Raw genomic sequence first — 16,985 nt, 5'->3', positions numbered from 1 at the left:
ACAATCTAATACTCCCGCGCTATGTGGCTCTTTTTTGCCTCTCTCACCGCTTTTTTTGAAGCCTGCAAAGACGCTACAGGCAAGCAGAGCCTCAAAAGCCTGGATGAATACTCGGTGCTCTTTAGCTTTATGGCCGTTGGCGTCGTGCTGCTGCTGCCGGTGCTGCTGATCTCAGGTGTGCCGCCGTTGCTTCCCGGCTTTTGGGTGGCGCTGCTAATTGGCGGCAGTCTGAATATTTTGGCCTTTACGCTCTATGTGCGGGCGCTGAAGCTGGCAGATCTGTCACTAACGGTGCCGCTAGTGACGCTAACGCCGCTATTTTTGCTGGCCACTTCGCCGCTGATCGTGCAGGAATGGCCGACCTGGGCTGACGGTGCCGGTGTGGTGCTGCTGGTCATCGGCTCCTATGTGCTGAATTTGCGATCGCCTACCTCTTCCGCTCCTAATTCTCCCCTGCTCCCCCTCCCCTCCGCTCCCAACATCTGGTCACCTTTACTAGCCATGGCCCGCAACCCCGGCAGTCGCCTGATGCTCTGCGTCGCCTTCATCTGGAGCATCACCTCTAACTTTGACAAAATCGGCGTCGTAAATTCTTCGCCGCTGTGCTGGGCCTTTGCCCTATTTACCGTGATTGCGGCTGGTATGGTGCCCTTTGTCTTACGGCGCGGGCTGAAGCCGCTGGTGGCGCAGTGGCAGCTATTATTATTGACCGGCGGATTTAATGCGATCGCCATCACCTTTCAAATGCTTGCCCTAACCCTGGCTCCGGTAGCTCAGGTAATCGCGGTTAAGCGGATGAGCGCCTTGCTATCTGTGCTCTTTGGCCATTTCTTCTTTGGCGAAAAGGGGCTGCGAGAGCGGCTGCTCGGGGCTGCGATTATGGTTGCTGGTGTAGTGATGATGTCGTTAAGCTAGGACAGGTTACCAATTTTTAACGATTTTTTTTTTATCAGCTGTGTCTAATCTGTGAATACGCTATAAGATGTAAGAGAAGAAATCGATATCGGTTACAGGTTTGCTTTTCTGTTTCAAAGGGTTTCCCTTGATTTTTACAGGCTTCCGTCCGACATATCATTCTCAATATCCTGTTTAATTTTTGGAGACTACATATGGGCGTTTATATAGGGAATCTTTCCTACGACGTAACAGAGGCCGACATGAGCGGCGTCTTTGCCGAGTACGGCACCGTCAAGCGTGTCACTTTGCCTACAGATCGTGAAACTGGTCGCGTACGCGGTTTTGCCTTTGTAGACCTCAGCAGCGACGATGAAGAGCAAGCCGCCATTGAAGCGCTAGACGGCGCTGAATGGATGGGCCGCGACCTGCGCGTCAACAAAGCCAAGCCTCGCGAAAGCAATCGCTAAGCTACTGCTGAAATCATTGCTGAGACAGTAGCTAAGACCCTTGTCAAGACTTTTACTAGAATTCTGCGTTTAGCCTCTGCTGACGAAAAACTTCAAGAGCCTTGGATTCACAAGCGTCTAGGTTTTCTTATCTTTGCACCGTTTAAAGCGAAATCCTGTAGAGCTTTGTAGGCCATCATTTTGTAGGCCATCATTTATACAGGTTTTCGCTCGAATCACTTTCAATCCCTTTTCAATTTTTGGAGACTATTTGTATGGGCGTTTATGTAGGGAATCTTTCCTATGACGTAACCGAGGCTGACCTCAACGGCGTTTTTGCTGAATATGGGGCTGTCAAACGCGTCACGCTCCCGACTGACCGTGAGACTGGCCGCGTTCGTGGGTTTGCTTTTGTAGACCTCGACAGCGATGCTGAAGAGCAAGCTGCCATTGATGCGCTAGACGGCGCTGAATGGATGGGCCGCGATCTGCGCGTCAACAAAGCCAAGCCTCGCGAGAACCGTCGCTAAGGCTATTAAGCCAATCTATACTTAAGCTAAGCCATTAGCTTATAATTTAGACCCCAGACTTTCTATAGGTTTGGGGTCTGTTGTATTGGGGGGCTCTTTATGTACGGCGCAGATCCAAAAGAGAAGCATCCGATGGCGGGCTTTCCGCAGATCTGCTTCATTCAAAACACAGTGTCGAACCCCAATATTGTTATTGGCGACTATACCTACTATGACGATTTAGAAGACTCAGAAGACTTTGAGCGAAATGTTCTTTATCACTTTCCGTTTATTGGCGATCGCCTGATCATCGGCAAGTTTTGCGCGCTAGCAACTGGCGTTAAGTTCATTATGAATGGTGCAAATCACAAGTTAACTGGGTTCTCGACCTATCCCTTTAACATCTTTGGCAACGGCTGGGAGAAAGTAGCGCCACAAGTAGGAGACCTACCGTACAAAGGCGACACTATTGTTGGCAACGACGTGTGGATTGGCTACGAGGCAACCATCATGCCGGGTGTACAGATCGGAGATGGTGCTGTGATTGCAGCAAAGTCAGTGGTGGTAGGAGACATTCCGCCCTATACGATTTTTGGGGGTAATCCAGCAAGATGCATCCGACAGCGATTTAACGATGAGACAGTAAAAAGACTCCTGGAAGTCTCCTGGTGGAACTGGGAGATCGAGAAAATTACTCGCAATTTAGAAAAAATTGTTTCAGTAGATATTGACGCGCTGATTGCGTGTGAATAGTTGTTCATCCGCTATCTATTTTGCCGGCTCGCTACTGACTGCCTGATCCGGCTCTCTACCGGAAGATAGCGCTGGCCGCATTCTCAGCCGACTAAAAAAGCCGGACTAATCAGAATGATTAATCCGGCTCACGCATTCGACTTGTTTCGATCTATAAGGTGCTTAGCCTGAGCTGTCTATTGCATATCAGGGGCCAAATGATTGGAGCAATATGAGCTGATCCAGACTTAGCGAAAGGCTAGATGATGCCTAATGCTAGCTAAGCGTTTTTGAGTAAATGCTTGACTAGATTATCTTTGACCATCATCTGCCGCATCACTTCAACGACGTACTCTTGCGCCTGCTCTAAGCTGAGCCCGCTGACCTGGTCTTTGACGACCTGCAGCTTAAATTGCTGCTCCAGACTAAGGCTGCCTGGCATTGTATCTTTGCCTGATTTACTCATGATAATTGCTCCTCCAAAAGGTTAGATAGATCTAGCAAGGTTAGACAGATCTTTTGAATCAGAATCCCAGAACCAATCAGGTTCTAAAGCTTAAAATCTCTACTGCTCAACTAGCTAGAAGCCGATAGAGCAATACCAATTTCATTTAATATGATTCTAACTTCGATGCATACTATCGTCAACTTGTAAATAAATTCGGTAGCAAGTGTTACGTAAGTTAACTTTTAAGATTTGATAAGTTTTATGATGACTCTGATTGCCTCCCAGCAACGGTTTCAGCGCAGTGGGTGACTCCTCTCTGTCAGCTCTTTACACCGCCATACTTATTGAGGGTCCAACCGGAAACTCGGCTAGAGCTCAGATAAGTCCTGCCGGACTATTAAGCTATGTAAATTACTGTAGTGATTGTTTCTATGGTCGTGCTCATCCATCAGGGATATCATCCGTCACATAGCATCCAACCAAAGAAAGAGTTCAGCTAAAAGCAAACTATCCACAGGGAAGAACGGCTTATCGATGCGATAAGTTTGTCTGCTAGCACTCAAAATATTGACTAGCCGGTCAGATAACCGGCGTTCAGAGCGATCGCCTCGAACGCTATAGTATTGATGAGATATTGAGAGCGGTGACGGCTGCTCATCAAGACAGGTATAGGTAAAGGCAGATTAGCGCAATGAACGTAATGGAATTTTTCCAGCAGAGTGCTGGGCAGTGGCAGTCTCAGCGCACCACGCACCACCTGCCGTTTCGTCGGGCGGAGCTAGGTGGCTCAAATATTTCGGTAGAGGCTCTACCGGCTGACAACGAAAGAGTCGTTGAAATTTGCCAGCTACACAATGTTGACCCAAGCCTGGCAGTCGGCGGCGCTTACGTCGAGTGGAAGGGTGAGATGGCCTGGGATAGAGACGAGGAAAATCACAAAGGCTCGACTGTCTTTGCGCTGGTGCCTGACGAAGACAATCCGCAACAGGGGCAGCTGCTGCGAGAGCGAGGCTATGCAGAAATTGTGCCAGTCATTGGCCGCTATGAGATGGATAGCGAAGATGGCCTGCTGCTGACCACTGAATACGAAACGATGAGTTCGATTGAGCGCTTCTGGTTTGCCAATCCTGATCTGCGCGTGCGAACTAGTGTCGTTAAGCGTTTTGGCGGCTTGAGCACAGCGTCTTTTTGCGCGGAGTCACGGATTGAGACGGTGCCTGAGCAGAGTAAAGACGAGGCGGCGGCCCGAGAGGCATTTGAAGCGGGGTCGCAGTATTCTTCTTTCGGCTGGTAGCCGCTGAGCTATACCTCTATCTCACTAGCAAAGCGATTGACCTTGTCAAATTCAAATGGACCGGCGACTGAACCCCAACGTAGCTCATCGGTCTCGGGGTCGCGGCCCCGGTCGTAGCTAGTCATATGGTCTTCGGTGACAATGAATTCGTTATCTAAGTAGGTGTTCTGGCCATTGCGGACGACGGCGCACTTTTTGCCCGGCTCTACCTGGCCGCGAAAGCTGCTGCCGGTCCACTGCACGTGAATATCACAGCCAGGCATGCTTTCTAAGCTGTCAGCAGTGAGGGTGAGGAGTTTGTCGCGATCGCGCGCCGCGCCGTAAAACTTCTCCTCATCTTTTACTTTGTAGTTTTCTAGCAGCACATCGTTTTCGCGCGGGATAAAGTGCAGCACTCTCACCCGGTAAGGAAGATTGAGCTGGTAGTAATAGGCCTGTTCTAGATAAAGGCTTATTCCTGACTGAAACCCTTTAGGTAGAGGCCGCATGCAGACCTGAATATGGGCGAAAAAAGGTGGATTTTCAATTGCCTGGGCCTGATTGCTAAAGTCGGCGGCCATCCAGCGAGTCAGGGTTGCCGCGTCGGTCGAATGCGTCATGAATGGGAATAGGAGATAGGGGATATCAAGACTTTAAAGGATAGGCGAGTCACCTATGGCTGTCTGCTTTTGCTCATTAATGCTGGATCTCTCTGGCTGTGTCTTTCTGGCTATATCTCCCTTTGAGACTGGTAAATAGGCCATAAAGCCAGCAATTGAGAGAGCGTAATCTAGGCTAATTTGGCCCTAGTGCGATCGCTCTTTTTTGTTGTATATCGTCACAAAAGTCCACAGGCTGCCTGAAGCTGCTCCATAGCTACGAGCCCATCCGGACGGGTGTAATGGTCGTGCTGAACGGCTATGCCGTCGGTGAGGCAGCGCTTGTCGTCATCGGCAGTCTGGATAAGACAGTTAAGCCTGTTTCGACGCCTGAAGCTGCTTAACTGCCATCGCCGCGACCCGCTGAACCGATGTCTCCACATCGCGCTGCAAAGCGGTAATCGCTTCAATGGCGTCGGGGTTACCTAGCTTGGCCAGGGCGAGTGCGGCTGCCTTCCGAACTTCGGCCTGGCGATCTTTGAGACAGGCGATCAGGGGTTGATACGCCTGCTGACAGTTGAGCCGAGCGAGATTGGTGGCGGCTTCAATTCTGACTTCTGGCGAGTGGTCATTGAGCGCTTCGGTTAGCATCGTCGTGGCTTTGTGGGCCGACTCTGACCGATAGTGACTCGCCGGCGGTGCTCCTGTCTTCAGGTGGCCCATCTGTCGCTGGCCGTTTTGCTGCTGACCGGTCTGTGGCTGGCCGGGTTGTTGCCCTAGAGAGCGGCCATCGGACTGAGACCGACCGGTCTGTATCTGAGCAGCCTGCTCTTGAGCGGTCTGTGGCTGAGCGACCTGCTGCTTTTGAGCAAGTTGAGCGATCGCGCCAATCACCGCCGTTCTCACCGCCGGAGAAGGATCGCTCATATGGCGGTACAGTCGTTCGCTCACCTCACTGCTCATAGAGGCGATCGCCCAGGCAGCATGGCCCTTACAGCTCTCACTGGCCTGATCAGAAGCCAGCACCGCTCGCAGCGAGTCAAAGGCTGGCGCGCCTACTTTAGCTAAAGTGCCTGCCGCCGCACTTTTAACGCCAATATCGGAGTCATGTAGCAGCGCTTCAATCAAGCCGTCTACCGAAGTCGGGTCGCCGATGTTAGTCAGTGCGTTACAACAAGCCCGGCGAACTACCGGCTCTGGATGGCTGGCAATGCCCTCTAATAGATAAGGCGTTGCCGGTTTCCCAATCTGACTGAAGCACTCCACCATCGCAATGCGAGCTGCCCGTCTAGGGTCGATCAGGCTATGAACCATTTGCTGCAGCAAAAAAGGGTCGGGCTGGTCGAGTGCCCGTAACGCTATCTGCTGGTTGACGTGGTCGATCAGCTGGTCAACCCGGGCTTTGGCTTCTGGAGAATTGGGAGAGTCGGGCTCGCTGCCAGCATGATTGTTATCGGCTGGAATGCTAGATGGGTCATTGACTTGACCAGAACTGTAACGATCTTGTGAGTCGTTCAAAGGTTAGCCCTCGTCGGGTGATAGATGGGTCAGTGGCTGCCGTAGCTGCGCTAGAGAAGCGTCAATTTTGCAAAGTTCAGAGTGGTTTTCGAGTTGAGTCATCACCATGGATTTTGGCAGCTTAGCCTTTTTGGTAGTAGCCATAAAGCCTTCCAACAACCGCTGGCGGTACTTCTCCAGATCGGCAATGACATCAGCCACTTCTTCAGAGGAAGGGCTAGTTTTTGTCTGGTTGGCGCGTCGAGTGCTCTCTACCATGAGTGAATACCTCTTTTGTCTTTGCAAGGATTGGGTTAGGCCGGTTGTTAATTTGGCGCGATCGCTCAATGAGTCCGTCAGTGGTTTCAGTCAGCTATCAGTGCTTCTGCTCAGGCGATGGATGGTATCATCGGATACTAATTGTAGCCAATCCCCGCAAGACATAAGATGCGAGGGCGGCTAGGGAAGTGCCGCAGAAGGGTCGCCAGGTAACCTACAAACATTTCTTTACGGGGCGCTTTAATGTTTGGACGCTTTAGCATGAGTCTCTGTAGCACTGTCTCTGTCAGATCGCTGCTGGTTGATCTGCTCTACTGTGTCGCTCAATGAATATTTCTGAAGTTAAAACGCTGTTAGCGAGTGACGATCCTCAGCGACGGCTGCGAGGACTCACTGCCCTGAGAGACTTTGAAAGTGAAACGGCAGTACCGCTGCTGATTGCTCACAGGCAAGAATCAGTCTTTTGGGTGCGTTCTTTTGTGGCTATGGGCCTGGGCCGCAAGCGCAATGAAGCATCCTACGCTGCGTTGCTGGAGATGCTTGCAGCGGAAACCGATAATAACGTTCAAGCTGAAATTGCCAATTCTTTGGGGCTGCATGGCTCTAGAGCGGTCGAACGGCTGGCCGCGCTGTTTCACGAAAACGACAACTGGCTGGTACGTCGCAGCGTTTTAGCGATTATGCCGGAGCTAGAAAGCCCTCGGCAACTGCTGAAAATTGCTGTGGCGGCGCTCAAAGATCCAGACCAAACTATTTCTCAGGCGGGTATTTCTACGCTGGGCCTGTTGGCTGATACTTGCGAAGCCGGTCAGGCACTAGAAGCGCTGCTGCCCTTGCTGAGCGATCAAAACTGGCGATCGCGTCTTGCCCTAGCCCATGCGCTCAAACCGTTTGAGTCGGATCGCGCCAGAGATGCCCTGGCCAAGCTGCGTCAAGACAGTCATCACAAAGTGATCGCAGCGGCGTTAGAAGATCTGCTGCCGACGTAGTGCTTCTTCTGTGTAACGGTCTCCCCGACAGCTTTACAGCAATTGTCCGGCAGATATGCCGAGTGATTGATTGCCGTGCTGAATCAAGTGAGGTATCTTAAAAGTGTAAAGAAATATCTCTTTACACGAAAATCTGACCTGCCTTATGCGGATCAAGCTTAAGAGGAGCGCCATGGTACTGTCTGCAAACGTTCAGCCTGCAAACGTTCAGCCTTCTATTCAATCCAGTCAATCCAATGCTGCTAGCCCGGCTGAAGCGGCGGAGCAGCAGGCGATCGCCTTTTTTAAGCATTCAGCGGGCGATTGGCAGTCTCGCCGTCGCTACTACACCCTGGCTAGCGGTGAAACTCAAGAAGTGATCAGTGACATCACCGTTTGCTTTCTAGAGGGCGGACACAGTGACCTGGTCGAACTCGCGGCCCGCCATGAGCTAGGGGATCCACTGGTCTGCGGGGCAAAAGTCACCTGGGAGAGCAATTATATTACGCCGAGTCGTAAACCCTCCAAAGGATCGACAGTTTTTGGAATTCGGGGGGATGTGATGTATCGCGATCGCGGCTTTGCCACTCCGAAGCCCGTCACCGCTGACTACCGGTTCACCAGCGAGCGGACAATGGTATTGCGCACTGAGTACAACGGTTCTGCCTTTGAAGAAGAACTCAAGCTGATCGGCGACAAATACCGTACGCGCCAGACCATTATTTCTCGCGCAGGTGAAGAAGTGATGATCGGTCAATATCTGGAGACGCGCGTTTAGTCCATCGCGCTTCAATAACGCTACGCCTAGTCCCTGCAGACGCCCTTACGTCAGTTTGCAGGGATTTTTCTTTGCCCTAGTATTCCAATCTTTGCCCGGTAGCTTTTCGGGTATGGGCAGTTCACCCGTTTGGCTCTGCCGCACCCTGCGTGAGCCGACGGTGGAGCACCTCGCTCATGTCGGGCGATAGGGCGAAAAGGCTTGCTCTCTCTGTGATTGACGCCACTGAGATTTTTATAAAGTTTTTTGTACTTTCTTAGATACTCGGCGTACAAGCTTTACTCTTTTATTGTGGGAGCAGTCGGTTCCGAGCCCTGTTCCATGGCCAAATATTAGGAGAATTCGGATCTTATGTTAGATGCGTTTGCTAAAGTTGTCTCCCAAGCTGATGCCCGTGGTGAATACATCACTGGTGCTCAGCTAGATGCGCTAGATCAGATGGTTGCTGAAGGCAACAAGAGAATGGACGCAGTCAACGGTATCACCAGCAATGCTTCTGCCATTGTTGCCAACGCTGCCCGCTCTTTGTTTGCAGAGCAGCCTCAGCTGATTCAGCCCGGTGGTAACGCTTACACGTCTCGTCGCATGGCTGCTTGTTTGCGCGATATGGAAATCATCTTGCGCTACATCACTTACGCTATGTTCTCTGGCGATGCTAGTGCGCTAGACGACCGTTGCCTCAACGGTTTGCGTGAGACTTACATCGCTTTGGGTACGCCTGGTTCTTCTGTCGCCGCTGGCGTGCAGAAAATGAAGGAAGCTGCGGTTGCGATCGTCAGCGACTCTAGCAATGTGACCAATGGCGACTGCAGCAGCTTGATTTCTGAGCTAAGCGGCTACTTTGACCGTGCAGCTTCTGCTGTAGCCTAGCTGATTTGAGTGAATTGCTCTGAGGTGTTTCCCAGGAATCTTCTCGGTGTGAAACGCTGCCTTTTAAAAATTGTCTAAACCTCAATTAGGAGATCTCTAAACATGAAAACTCCTCTGACCGAAGCAGTTTCAACTGCTGACTCTCAGGGCCGTTTCCTTAGCTCGACTGAAATGCAAGTTGCATTTGGTCGCTTTGGTCAAGCTAAAGCCAGTCTAGAAGCTGCTCGTAAACTGACTCAAAACGCTGACAGCCTCGCTAATGGCGCTGCTCAAGCTGTTTACAACAAGTTTCCTTACACTACGCAAATGCAGGGGCCTCAGTACGCTGCTGACCAGCGTGGTAAAGACAAGTGCGCTCGGGACATCGGCTACTACGTGCGGATGATCACCTACTGCCTGATTGTGGGTGGTACTGGCCCAATGGATGACTACCTGGTTTCTGGTCTTGCTGAAATCAACAAGACGTTTGACCTGGCACCTAGCTGGTATATCGAAGCGCTTAAGCACATCCGGTCTAACCACGGTTTGAGTGGCGATCCGGCAACTGAAGCTAACACCTACATCAACTACGCGATCAACGCTCTGAGCTAATTAGCTAAATTGACGTTTTTGCCTCTGATTTTTATATCGGGTGGTTAGACTTCAATTTTTACCCAGAGAGATATGCGATTACTAGAAGCGTCTAGTGGTTGTTTGTTTCTCTGGGTTTGCTATTGGTAGCTTATTTGACCACAGCTTTTACTTATGACGACAGCAGATACACAGCCAGCAGGCGGTGCGCCTCAGCTAACGGTGCCTCAGGCGATCGCCAACCTCAACCAAACTGAAGACAAGGGCGATCGCTACTATGCAGCCTGGTGGCTCGGGCGTTTTCGGGTGAAAGAACCGGACGCGATCGCCGCGTTGCTCGCCGCCCTGCAAGATGAGAGCGATCTGGCTCCTGACGGCGGCTTTCCGCTGCGGCGAAATGCGGCGCGGGCGCTGGGTAAGGTGGGCGATAGTGCCGTTGTTCCTGCTCTGCTCGACTGTTTGAAATGCCCGGACTACTACGTGCGGGAAGCAGCGGCTCAGTCTTTAGAATCTCTAGACGCTAAAGCAGCTGTAGCTCCCTTGCTGTCGCTGATCGCAGACGGCGTTGAGGCAGCGGTAGAAGTGCCTGGCAAGCCCCACTTAGTGCAGCCTTACAATGCGATTTTAGAAGCGTTAGGCAGTTTGGGCGATCGCCAGGTCATCCCAGCCATAGATCCTTTTCTGAGCCACGCTGTTCCTCAGGTGAAGAACGCAGCGGCCCGAGCGATGTATCAGCTGACGGGTGAAGGCCGGTATGCTCAAATTCTGGTCGATACTTTAAGCGGCAATGACTTGCAGCTACGGCGGTCGGCTTTATTGGACTTGGGAGAGGTGGGGTATTTGCCAGCCGGAGAGGCGATCGCTGCTACCTTAGCCGAAAACAGCATTAAGCTGATTGCGCTGAAGGGTCTACTAGAAAAAGAGATTCGCGCTACAGACGATTTGGTTTCAGACCGTGCCTGTAAAGTGATGACGTTAATGGACTCATTGTTGTAAGCAAATGACAGCCGACACTCTCCAAACGCGACTGCAGGCCGTTGATCAGGCAGACTCTGCCCGGGCCATGATTGTCGCCGTTGAAGCCCTAGCCGCACTGCAAGACGAAGGGGCCATCGATACGCTGATTCGCGTGCTGGGATATAACAACCCCGGTGCCGCCGTCGCCGCCGTAGACGGATTAATCGCAATTGGCACGCCTGCGGCCTCGGCCCTGCTCACTCAGATAGATGGCTACAACTATGGTGCAAGGGCTTGGGCACTGCGCGTCTTAGCAGGTATTGGCGATCCGCGAGGACTGGATTTAATTTTAGCAACCGCCGCCGAAGACTTTTCTCTCAGCGTCCGGCGAGCAGCGGCGAGAGGGTTGGGCTCAATTCAGTGGGAACAGCTAGACGAGGCGGCATGCCAGCAAGCGCAAACCAAAGCAAAAGAGACGCTGCTAAAGGTTCTCAAAGATCCGGAGTGGGTAGTGCGATATGCGGCTGTGGTGGGCCTCCAAGGGGTGGGGACAGCCGCGATCGCCTGCCAATTTACTGACCTGGTAGATCCCATTGCTGAGGGATTGCGCGATCGCATTAGTCAAGATGATACGCTAGCCGTGCAGTCGCGGGCGCAGTGGGCACTCTCACAGCTTTCTCCCAAGGTATGACTCATTTAAAGTACGCAGTGATCGGTACCGGGGCCATTGGGGGCTATTATGGGGCGCGGCTGCAGCAGGCGGGCTGCGAGGTTCACTTTTTGCTGCACAGCGACTATGAGCAGGTGCAGGAAAACGGCTTAAATATCGACTCTATCAGTGGCGATTTTGCTTTGCCTGAGGTAAATGCCTATAGCGATCCGGCACAGATGCCGCCCGTAGATGTAGTAATCGTGGCGCTAAAAACAACTCATAACGATCAGCTGCTCAATCTGTTGCCTGCGCTCAACCCCAACGGTGCAATTTTATCTCTGCAAAATGGGCTAGATGTGGAAGCGGTTATTGCGCAGCAGTTTGAAGAGGCGACGCCAACGATTTTAGGCTGTCTCTGCTTTATCTGTGCGAATAAAATTGGCCCAGGACATATTCGCCATCTCGACTACGGTCGGCTGTTGTTGGGCGCGTATGAGAAAAGCAACAGACTTTGTCCGACGACACCTTTGATGAAGGCGATCGCCGCCGACTTTGAGCGGGCGCGTGTCCCTATCGAAACCACTGAAGATTTACCCATGGCGCGCTGGCGTAAGCTGGTGTGGAATGTGCCCTATAACGGGCTGTCGGTGGTTTTAGATGCGACGACTGAGGAGATGATGGGAGATAGTGGGGTGCGATCGCTGATCACCACACTGATGAACGAAGTTGTTGCGGTTGCCAACACTTGGGGGCAACAGAATGCGATGCAGGGTAAAAGAGAGCTGCCTGCCGATCTGATTCCACAGATGCTCACTCATACAGAAGAGATGGCGGCTTACCGCACTAGCATGAAAATTGACTACGACGAGGGTCGCCCCTTAGAAATAGAGGCTATTTTGGGCAATCCTATCCGCACGGCTCAGGCGCTGGAGGTCTCTGTGCCCACTATGGTTATGCTCTATCAGCAGCTCTCCTTTCTCAACGCAATCAGCCAAAAATTAGATCGCTAAGCAGTCAGGGCTGGCTTCACAATCCTGTGACCCACTGCGACCCTGTCTGTCGCCTGACCGAAGCGGCGATCGCGCCCCTGATAAGTCAATAGCGCCCGGTGTAGTTCGCTCCGGTCAAAATCTGGCCAAAAGGCATCGGTAAAGTACATTTCTGTGTAGGCGAGCTGCCATAGTAAAAAGTTGCTGAGCCGCTGCTCGCCGCTGGTGCGAATCAGCAAGTCAGGGTCGCAGCCTGCTGTATACAGGTGCTGAGTGATGGTTTCTTCACTGATGGCATCGGCCGTCATTTCACCGCGTGAGACTTTTTGCGCTACCTGCTGACAGGCTTGAACAATCTCGCTGCGACTGCCGTAGTTAATCGCTACATTGAAGTCAATTGTCTGGTTGTGAGCGGTTTCTGTCATGGCTCTCGACATCTCTTGTTGTAAAGCAGGTGACAGCCCGGAGAGGTCGCCCACAAAGCGAATGCGGACGCCTTCTGCGTGCATCTTTTTTAGCTCTTTGCGCAGCATTTTCTCAAACAACACCATCAAGAAATCTACTTCAGCCGCTGGCCGTTGCCAGTTTTCAGTAGAAAAGGCGTAGGCGGTCAGCGCGCCAATCCCCCAATCTTTACAGCAGCGCAGCAGATCTTTGAGGACTTTGGCTCCCTGCCGATGTCCGGCAATGCGAGGCAACCCTCGGTGGTTAGCCCAGCGGCCATTGCCATCCATAATCACAGCGATATGCTGAGGCAAACACTGCGGGGCGAGATCGTCAGGTAAAGAAGATAGGTTCATGAGTATAGGTAGCGACTTGCTCAGTTTTAAGAATGCCCGCCGTGCTTTTGGCAGGGGCCGGTGATTTCACGGCAATAGTGGATAGGTAGCATCGACTTGCCCAGTTGCGTAAGGACTCGGCGATCGCAGCATTGCTCATCAGGTTAGGCGCAGCACCCGGCGGATGTCAGTCGGAAAAAGTCGGCAAGCGTCGGATAAAAAGTCTGTCAGGTGGATTATTTTGAGCGGGCGATCGCTCTCTTCTCAGACATTCGTGCCCCGCAGCAGGTTGACCGAGTGCGCAGAGATAGCGCCTGATCCATTAAAAATCATCGTCTTAGCCTCTCACCCTCGAAAGAGGCGAGCCTTGCCCATTCGCTGTAAGCTGTGCGTAATTTAGGCTCTGTTATAGGGCTAAACCGTCACTTTAAGTCACTAACAGGTAAAAACTATGCGCTGGAAAATGGGTCGCCGCAGCCAAAACGTACAGGATCGGCGCGGTAGAGGCGGTGCTCCGCTAGTCGTTGGCGGCGGCGGTTTAGGCGTATTGGTCATAGCAGTCGTCATTGCTCTGCTAGGCGGCGACCCTTCCATTGTCTTAGACCAAGCAGCGCCAAACCAAACGCCCAACAGTAGCCAGCCCCAGCCCACCTCTCCTGAAGAAGACAAGCTCGCAGATTTTGTTTCTGTCGTCTTAGCCGATACCGAAGACACCTGGAATACTCTTTTCCCTCAAGAATTTGGTGGTAACTATCAAGAGCCCGATCTAGTCCTGTTCACTGGCGCGGTACAGTCAGCCTGTGGCACCGCTCAAGCAGCCGTCGGCCCGTTTTACTGCCCCGCCGATCAGCAAGTTTATATCGACCTGAGCTTTTACCAAGCGCTCAAAAACGACCTGAATGCGCCGGGCGACTTTGCCCAAGCCTATGTGATTGCTCACGAGGTCGGCCATCATGTGCAAAACCTGATTGGTGTGTCTGACCAGGTACGCGCCGCCCAGCGCGGTATGAGCGAAACCCAGGCCAATGAGCTATCGGTACGCCAAGAGCTACAGGCCGACTGTTTTGCAGGCGTATGGGCTCACAATGCCGACCAACAGCGCGATATATTAGAGCCCGGTGACATTGACGAAGCGCTGAACGCGGCCAGTCAAATTGGCGATGACAAGCTACAGCAACAGCAGCAAGGCTACGTCAACCCCGATTCATTTACTCACGGCACCGCCGCCCAGCGCACAGAATGGTTCAAACGCGGCTTCACCTCCGGCGATGTTGAGCAATGTAATACATTTGAAAGCTAGGGTAGCTAGGCCTCGTAAACTGTAAGAGTAGTTTGATGAAACAAATCGCATCCGGGTGATGTGAAGCGCCAGCACTCAAAAGGCTGTCAGACTTATGGAGTCAACTAACGATGGTCAGTACATATCTTCCGTCTGAGCAGCGAGTAAAACTCTCGGGCATTAGCTGGGACACCTATCAATCAATCAAAGCTGAGCCTGAAAATCGTAATCTCAGACTGACCTACTACCGAGGCGTGCTTGAGATTATGGCTCCTTCGCCAGAGCATGAATACTATAAAAAGGTGATAGGGCGATTTGTCGAAACCCTCGCTGAAGAATTCGTCATCAGTCTTTATCCTTTGGGATCGATCACGCTAGAGCGAGAAGATCTGGTCAGCGGCGCAGAGCCGGATGAATGCTTTTACCTGACGCTCAGCAAAATTCGGGCAGTCAAGGGTAAAAAACGAATAGACCTCAATCAAGACCCGGCTCCAGATCTGGTGGTAGAAGTGGATATTACCAGCCGTTCCCGGTACAGAGAGCAGGTATACGCAGCCTTACAGATTCCTGAAGTCTGGCGGTACGATGGCCAGACTTTAACGCTACTGTCACTGAGTGACGAGCGGTATGTAGCGATCGCCCAAAGCATAGTCTTTCCCAAGATCGAAGCTAAGGCCATCGAGCTGTTCTTACGACAGGCGATGGAAAAAGACTACTTAGCGTTAGTAGGTGAATTCAGACAGTGGTTGCGAAGCCTCTCGCTTCAGTAAGTGCGCCACCCCTGATAGCTTCAATATCAAAATGGATAATGCTGACGTTGCTCACAACTTGTTAGCCTGTTAGTCGTAGAGAATTTTTTAGGCGTGGGTTTTTTTTGCGATCGCTTGCCTCCTGATACCGCCGCTCGTTCGCCTCAACTGACTTTTGTAAGTCCACTACCGGGTTCGGATAATCTACGCCCAATCGAACGTCGAATCGCTTTTGTTCTTCGGGCTGCAACTTCCAAGGCGCATGTACTTTTTTGGCAGGCAGGTTCTCTAGCGCGGGTAGCCAGTGCTTCGCGTATTTTCCTTCCGGGTCGTAGTCTTTAGACTGCTTAGGAATATTGAAATAGCGAAAGCCGCGAGCATCGTTGCCGACGCCTGCTGTATAGTTCCAGTTGCCCCAGTTGCTGCATACGTCGTAGTCAATCAGCAGCGACTCAAACCATTCTGCGCCCCAGCGCCAGTCAATGCCGAGATTTTTAGTCAAAAAACTGGCCACGTTTTGTCGCCCTCGGTTGGACATAAAGCCAGTAGCGGCAATCTCTTTCATATTGGCGTCCACCAGCGGATAGCCGGTCTCTCCTTCGCGCCACCGGTCAAAGCGCTTCCAGTCTGCTTGCCAATTTATCGGTAAGCCGCGAATGCCGCCTTTGCGAAAAATTTTGCGGCCATACTTAGCGCATACCAGCCGAAAATAGTCTCGCCACAGCAGCTCGAATACCATCCAGTAGGTGGAGTTGTTCTTTCTGCGCTGATTCTCGTAAGCTTGCACCTCTTCATAAACTTTGCGAGGAGAGAGACTGCCGTTGGCGAGCCAGGGTGAAAATTTAGAAGAATAATCGGCCCCCAACATGCCGTTACGAGTCTCTTTATAGGTTTGCAAACAGTCGGCATCCCAAAAGTAGTGCTGCAATCGGGCAAAGGCTGCTGTCTCTCCGCCCTTGAACTGCAAAACGCCTTTGGGATCTATAGGATTTTCTTCTAACCCTAGATCAGAAAGGGTCGGAATCTGCCCGGGCTCTACGCCATCGGGCAGAGCGGGTAGTTGTTCGGGCGTGGCAAAAGTTGGAAATACCTGGCTCTCTTTTTCTACAGCTTTGCGAAATTGCGTGAAGACTTCTGGCAGTTTGCTAATTTCAAAGGGGAGATCGTTGGGATGGTGGAGCGTAGCGCCCCAATAGACCTCTGAACTGACTCTCATTTCTTTTAATGCTTTTTCGACGGCTTGGTCAACACCGGTCTCTTCTGAAGTCACTTCGCAATAGCTCAATAACCGCTGGTAGAAGGCAAGCTTGTTTTAGCTTGCAACAAAACAAGCCGACTCAGCAGGCAGGGCCTGAGCCGTTGCCTGAGCCGCTCTTTGTCTAATGACATCAGGCAACAAGGGAACAGTGTCATCGTGTTTGAGCCTGGAGGTCAAATATTGCCAGAACGAAAAGCCCAGCTTGCGACAGGTTTTTTTGAGGCCGACAAAGGTGTCACGCGCCTGCCTGCCCAAGTCATGGCGAGTGGTGCCACTAATCTTACGACGAGTGACCATCTCGCGAATATCAGATTCAGCGGCATTGGTATGCAAAGGCAGCGCTGGCATCTCCAGGACGCGCAGGAGTTCTGCCTTGTGGTTGGTAAACTGCTTGAGCACCGCGTTTAAGGGCGCATTGTCCTCGAAGGTCTGTGCAAAGATGGCATCAAAGCCTCG

20 protein-coding genes and 1 pseudogene are annotated in these 16,985 nt (G+C 51.9%); 14 read left to right on the top strand and 7 right to left on the bottom strand.

Annotation, left to right across the window (positions count from 1 at the left end; genetic code table 11):
- Positions 1–21: 21 nt before the first annotated feature.
- From CKL79_RS17300 to CKL79_RS17285, 4 genes are all read left to right on the top strand, one after another.
- Positions 22–915 (top strand): DMT family transporter, encoded by an 894-nt coding sequence (locus CKL79_RS17300; RefSeq protein WP_121970826.1) that lies wholly within the window; start codon positions 22–24, stop codon positions 913–915.
- A gap of 194 nt (positions 916–1,109) precedes the next feature.
- A complete protein-coding gene (locus CKL79_RS17295; protein WP_121970825.1) occupies positions 1,110–1,364 on the top strand; it encodes an RNA-binding protein in 255 nt (84 codons plus the stop codon).
- Between the two features lie 254 nt (positions 1,365–1,618).
- Complete coding sequence (locus CKL79_RS17290; RefSeq protein ID WP_121970824.1) at positions 1,619–1,873, top strand: RNA-binding protein; 255 nt, start codon at positions 1,619–1,621, stop codon at positions 1,871–1,873.
- 99 nt (positions 1,874–1,972) lie between these two features.
- Entirely contained in the window at positions 1,973–2,605 is a 633-nt protein-coding gene (locus CKL79_RS17285) for a Vat family streptogramin A O-acetyltransferase (RefSeq protein ID WP_121970823.1), read from the top strand.
- A 259-nt stretch (positions 2,606–2,864) separates the two neighbouring features.
- Here CKL79_RS17285 and CKL79_RS17280 read toward each other — a convergent pair whose 3' ends face one another.
- The gene (locus tag CKL79_RS17280) at positions 2,865–3,050 is read right to left on the bottom strand and encodes an NblA/ycf18 family protein (RefSeq protein WP_170944098.1); all 186 of its coding nucleotides are present in this window, start codon (positions 3,048–3,050) and stop codon (positions 2,865–2,867) included.
- Positions 3,051–3,723: 673 nt separating this feature from the next.
- On the opposite strand from CKL79_RS17280, the gene CKL79_RS17275 reads away from it, so the two are divergent.
- Positions 3,724–4,326 (top strand): phycobiliprotein lyase, encoded by a 603-nt coding sequence (locus CKL79_RS17275; RefSeq protein ID WP_121970822.1) that lies wholly within the window; start codon positions 3,724–3,726, stop codon positions 4,324–4,326.
- Between the two features lie 8 nt (positions 4,327–4,334).
- Here CKL79_RS17275 and CKL79_RS17270 read toward each other — a convergent pair whose 3' ends face one another.
- The 3 genes from CKL79_RS17270 to CKL79_RS17260 form a co-directional block, all read right to left on the bottom strand.
- The gene (locus CKL79_RS17270; protein WP_121970821.1) at positions 4,335–4,925 is read right to left on the bottom strand and encodes a chromophore lyase CpcT/CpeT; all 591 of its coding nucleotides are present in this window, start codon (positions 4,923–4,925) and stop codon (positions 4,335–4,337) included.
- 351 nt (positions 4,926–5,276) lie between these two features.
- Complete coding sequence (locus CKL79_RS17265) at positions 5,277–6,422, bottom strand: HEAT repeat domain-containing protein (RefSeq protein WP_121970820.1); 1,146 nt, start codon at positions 6,420–6,422, stop codon at positions 5,277–5,279.
- Between the two features lie 3 nt (positions 6,423–6,425).
- A complete protein-coding gene (locus CKL79_RS17260; protein WP_121970819.1) occupies positions 6,426–6,680 on the bottom strand; it encodes a hypothetical protein in 255 nt (84 codons plus the stop codon).
- Positions 6,681–7,006: 326 nt separating this feature from the next.
- On the opposite strand from CKL79_RS17260, the gene CKL79_RS17255 reads away from it, so the two are divergent.
- The 7 genes from CKL79_RS17255 to CKL79_RS17225 all read left to right on the top strand — a co-directional run bounded on the left by CKL79_RS17255 (position 7,007) and on the right by CKL79_RS17225 (position 12,485).
- Positions 7,007–7,669 (top strand): HEAT repeat domain-containing protein, encoded by a 663-nt coding sequence (locus tag CKL79_RS17255; RefSeq protein WP_121970818.1) that lies wholly within the window; start codon positions 7,007–7,009, stop codon positions 7,667–7,669.
- 172 nt (positions 7,670–7,841) lie between these two features.
- Entirely contained in the window at positions 7,842–8,426 is a 585-nt protein-coding gene (locus tag CKL79_RS17250; RefSeq protein WP_121970817.1) for a phycobiliprotein lyase, read from the top strand.
- A 351-nt stretch (positions 8,427–8,777) separates the two neighbouring features.
- Positions 8,778–9,296: a phycocyanin subunit beta gene (locus CKL79_RS17245; protein WP_121970816.1), complete on the top strand. Its 519-nt coding sequence runs from the start codon at positions 8,778–8,780 to the stop codon at positions 9,294–9,296.
- A 102-nt stretch (positions 9,297–9,398) separates the two neighbouring features.
- Positions 9,399–9,887 carry a phycocyanin subunit alpha gene (cpcA, locus tag CKL79_RS17240; RefSeq protein ID WP_121970815.1) on the top strand — a complete coding sequence of 163 codons (489 nt, stop codon included), beginning with the start codon at positions 9,399–9,401 and terminating at the stop codon, positions 9,885–9,887.
- Between the two features lie 153 nt (positions 9,888–10,040).
- Complete coding sequence (locus tag CKL79_RS17235) at positions 10,041–10,862, top strand: HEAT repeat domain-containing protein (protein ID WP_121970814.1); 822 nt, start codon at positions 10,041–10,043, stop codon at positions 10,860–10,862.
- A 4-nt stretch (positions 10,863–10,866) separates the two neighbouring features.
- Positions 10,867–11,514 (top strand): HEAT repeat domain-containing protein, encoded by a 648-nt coding sequence (locus CKL79_RS17230; RefSeq protein ID WP_121970813.1) that lies wholly within the window; start codon positions 10,867–10,869, stop codon positions 11,512–11,514.
- A complete protein-coding gene (locus CKL79_RS17225) occupies positions 11,511–12,485 on the top strand; it encodes a putative 2-dehydropantoate 2-reductase (RefSeq protein ID WP_121970812.1) in 975 nt (324 codons plus the stop codon). Before CKL79_RS17230 ends, CKL79_RS17225 begins: the two co-directional genes overlap by 4 nt.
- Here the strand turns inward: CKL79_RS17225 and CKL79_RS17220 are convergent.
- The gene (locus tag CKL79_RS17220; protein ID WP_121970811.1) at positions 12,482–13,264 is read right to left on the bottom strand and encodes an isoprenyl transferase; all 783 of its coding nucleotides are present in this window, start codon (positions 13,262–13,264) and stop codon (positions 12,482–12,484) included. The genes CKL79_RS17225 and CKL79_RS17220 overlap by 4 nt on opposite strands.
- A gap of 430 nt (positions 13,265–13,694) precedes the next feature.
- Between CKL79_RS17220 and CKL79_RS17215 the strand changes: the two genes are divergently transcribed.
- Together CKL79_RS17215 and CKL79_RS17210 are read left to right on the top strand one after the other, a co-directional pair.
- Positions 13,695–14,543, top strand: coding sequence for a neutral zinc metallopeptidase (locus CKL79_RS17215; protein WP_121970810.1), 849 nt, complete (start codon positions 13,695–13,697; stop codon positions 14,541–14,543).
- A gap of 110 nt (positions 14,544–14,653) precedes the next feature.
- On the top strand, positions 14,654–15,292 hold the full coding sequence (locus tag CKL79_RS17210; protein ID WP_121970809.1) for a Uma2 family endonuclease: 639 nt from the start codon (positions 14,654–14,656) through the stop codon (positions 15,290–15,292).
- Positions 15,293–15,353: 61 nt separating this feature from the next.
- Here the strand turns inward: CKL79_RS17210 and CKL79_RS17205 are convergent.
- Both CKL79_RS17205 and CKL79_RS17200 read right to left on the bottom strand, forming a co-directional pair.
- Positions 15,354–16,550 (bottom strand): annotated as a pseudogene (locus tag CKL79_RS17205) (DASH family cryptochrome); the annotation flags it as partial.
- A 33-nt stretch (positions 16,551–16,583) separates the two neighbouring features.
- The coding region (locus CKL79_RS17200; RefSeq protein WP_240518737.1) for a transposase at positions 16,584–16,985 on the bottom strand (402 nt) is incomplete at its 5' end.

Origin of the sequence: Leptolyngbya sp. BC1307 (genome assembly GCF_002286735.1) — a bacterium.
Classification (GTDB): Bacteria; Cyanobacteriota; Cyanobacteriia; order Phormidesmidales; family Phormidesmidaceae; genus Phormidesmis.
The sequence above is the reverse complement of the archived record's forward strand: the minus strand, read 5'-3'. Positions and strand labels throughout refer to the sequence as shown.

Bases quoted from the DNA above. Each gene is read 5' to 3' on its own strand.
- CKL79_RS17245 (WP_121970816.1), top strand. From the start codon at position 8,778: ATGTTAGATGCGTTTGCTAAAGTTGTCTCCCAAGCTGATGCCCGTGGT.
- CKL79_RS17210 (WP_121970809.1), top strand. From the start codon at position 14,654: ATGGTCAGTACATATCTTCCGTCTGAGCAGCGAGTAAAACTCTCGGGC.
- CKL79_RS17275 (WP_121970822.1), top strand. From the start codon at position 3,724: ATGAACGTAATGGAATTTTTCCAGCAGAGTGCTGGGCAGTGGCAGTCT.
- CKL79_RS17225 (WP_121970812.1), top strand. From the start codon at position 11,511: ATGACTCATTTAAAGTACGCAGTGATCGGTACCGGGGCCATTGGGGGC.
- CKL79_RS17230 (WP_121970813.1), top strand. From the start codon at position 10,867: ATGACAGCCGACACTCTCCAAACGCGACTGCAGGCCGTTGATCAGGCA.
- CKL79_RS17255 (WP_121970818.1), top strand. From the start codon at position 7,007: ATGAATATTTCTGAAGTTAAAACGCTGTTAGCGAGTGACGATCCTCAG.
- CKL79_RS17285 (WP_121970823.1), top strand. From the start codon at position 1,973: ATGTACGGCGCAGATCCAAAAGAGAAGCATCCGATGGCGGGCTTTCCG.
- CKL79_RS17270 (WP_121970821.1), bottom strand. From the start codon at position 4,925: ATGACGCATTCGACCGACGCGGCAACCCTGACTCGCTGGATGGCCGCC.
- CKL79_RS17295 (WP_121970825.1), top strand. From the start codon at position 1,110: ATGGGCGTTTATATAGGGAATCTTTCCTACGACGTAACAGAGGCCGAC.
- CKL79_RS17300 (WP_121970826.1), top strand. From the start codon at position 22: ATGTGGCTCTTTTTTGCCTCTCTCACCGCTTTTTTTGAAGCCTGCAAA.
- CKL79_RS17235 (WP_121970814.1), top strand. From the start codon at position 10,041: ATGACGACAGCAGATACACAGCCAGCAGGCGGTGCGCCTCAGCTAACG.
- cpcA (WP_121970815.1), top strand. From the start codon at position 9,399: ATGAAAACTCCTCTGACCGAAGCAGTTTCAACTGCTGACTCTCAGGGC.
- CKL79_RS17290 (WP_121970824.1), top strand. From the start codon at position 1,619: ATGGGCGTTTATGTAGGGAATCTTTCCTATGACGTAACCGAGGCTGAC.
- CKL79_RS17250 (WP_121970817.1), top strand. From the start codon at position 7,842: ATGGTACTGTCTGCAAACGTTCAGCCTGCAAACGTTCAGCCTTCTATT.
- CKL79_RS17220 (WP_121970811.1), bottom strand. From the start codon at position 13,264: ATGAACCTATCTTCTTTACCTGACGATCTCGCCCCGCAGTGTTTGCCT.
- CKL79_RS17215 (WP_121970810.1), top strand. From the start codon at position 13,695: ATGCGCTGGAAAATGGGTCGCCGCAGCCAAAACGTACAGGATCGGCGC.
- CKL79_RS17260 (WP_121970819.1), bottom strand. From the start codon at position 6,680: ATGGTAGAGAGCACTCGACGCGCCAACCAGACAAAAACTAGCCCTTCC.
- CKL79_RS17280 (WP_170944098.1), bottom strand. From the start codon at position 3,050: ATGAGTAAATCAGGCAAAGATACAATGCCAGGCAGCCTTAGTCTGGAG.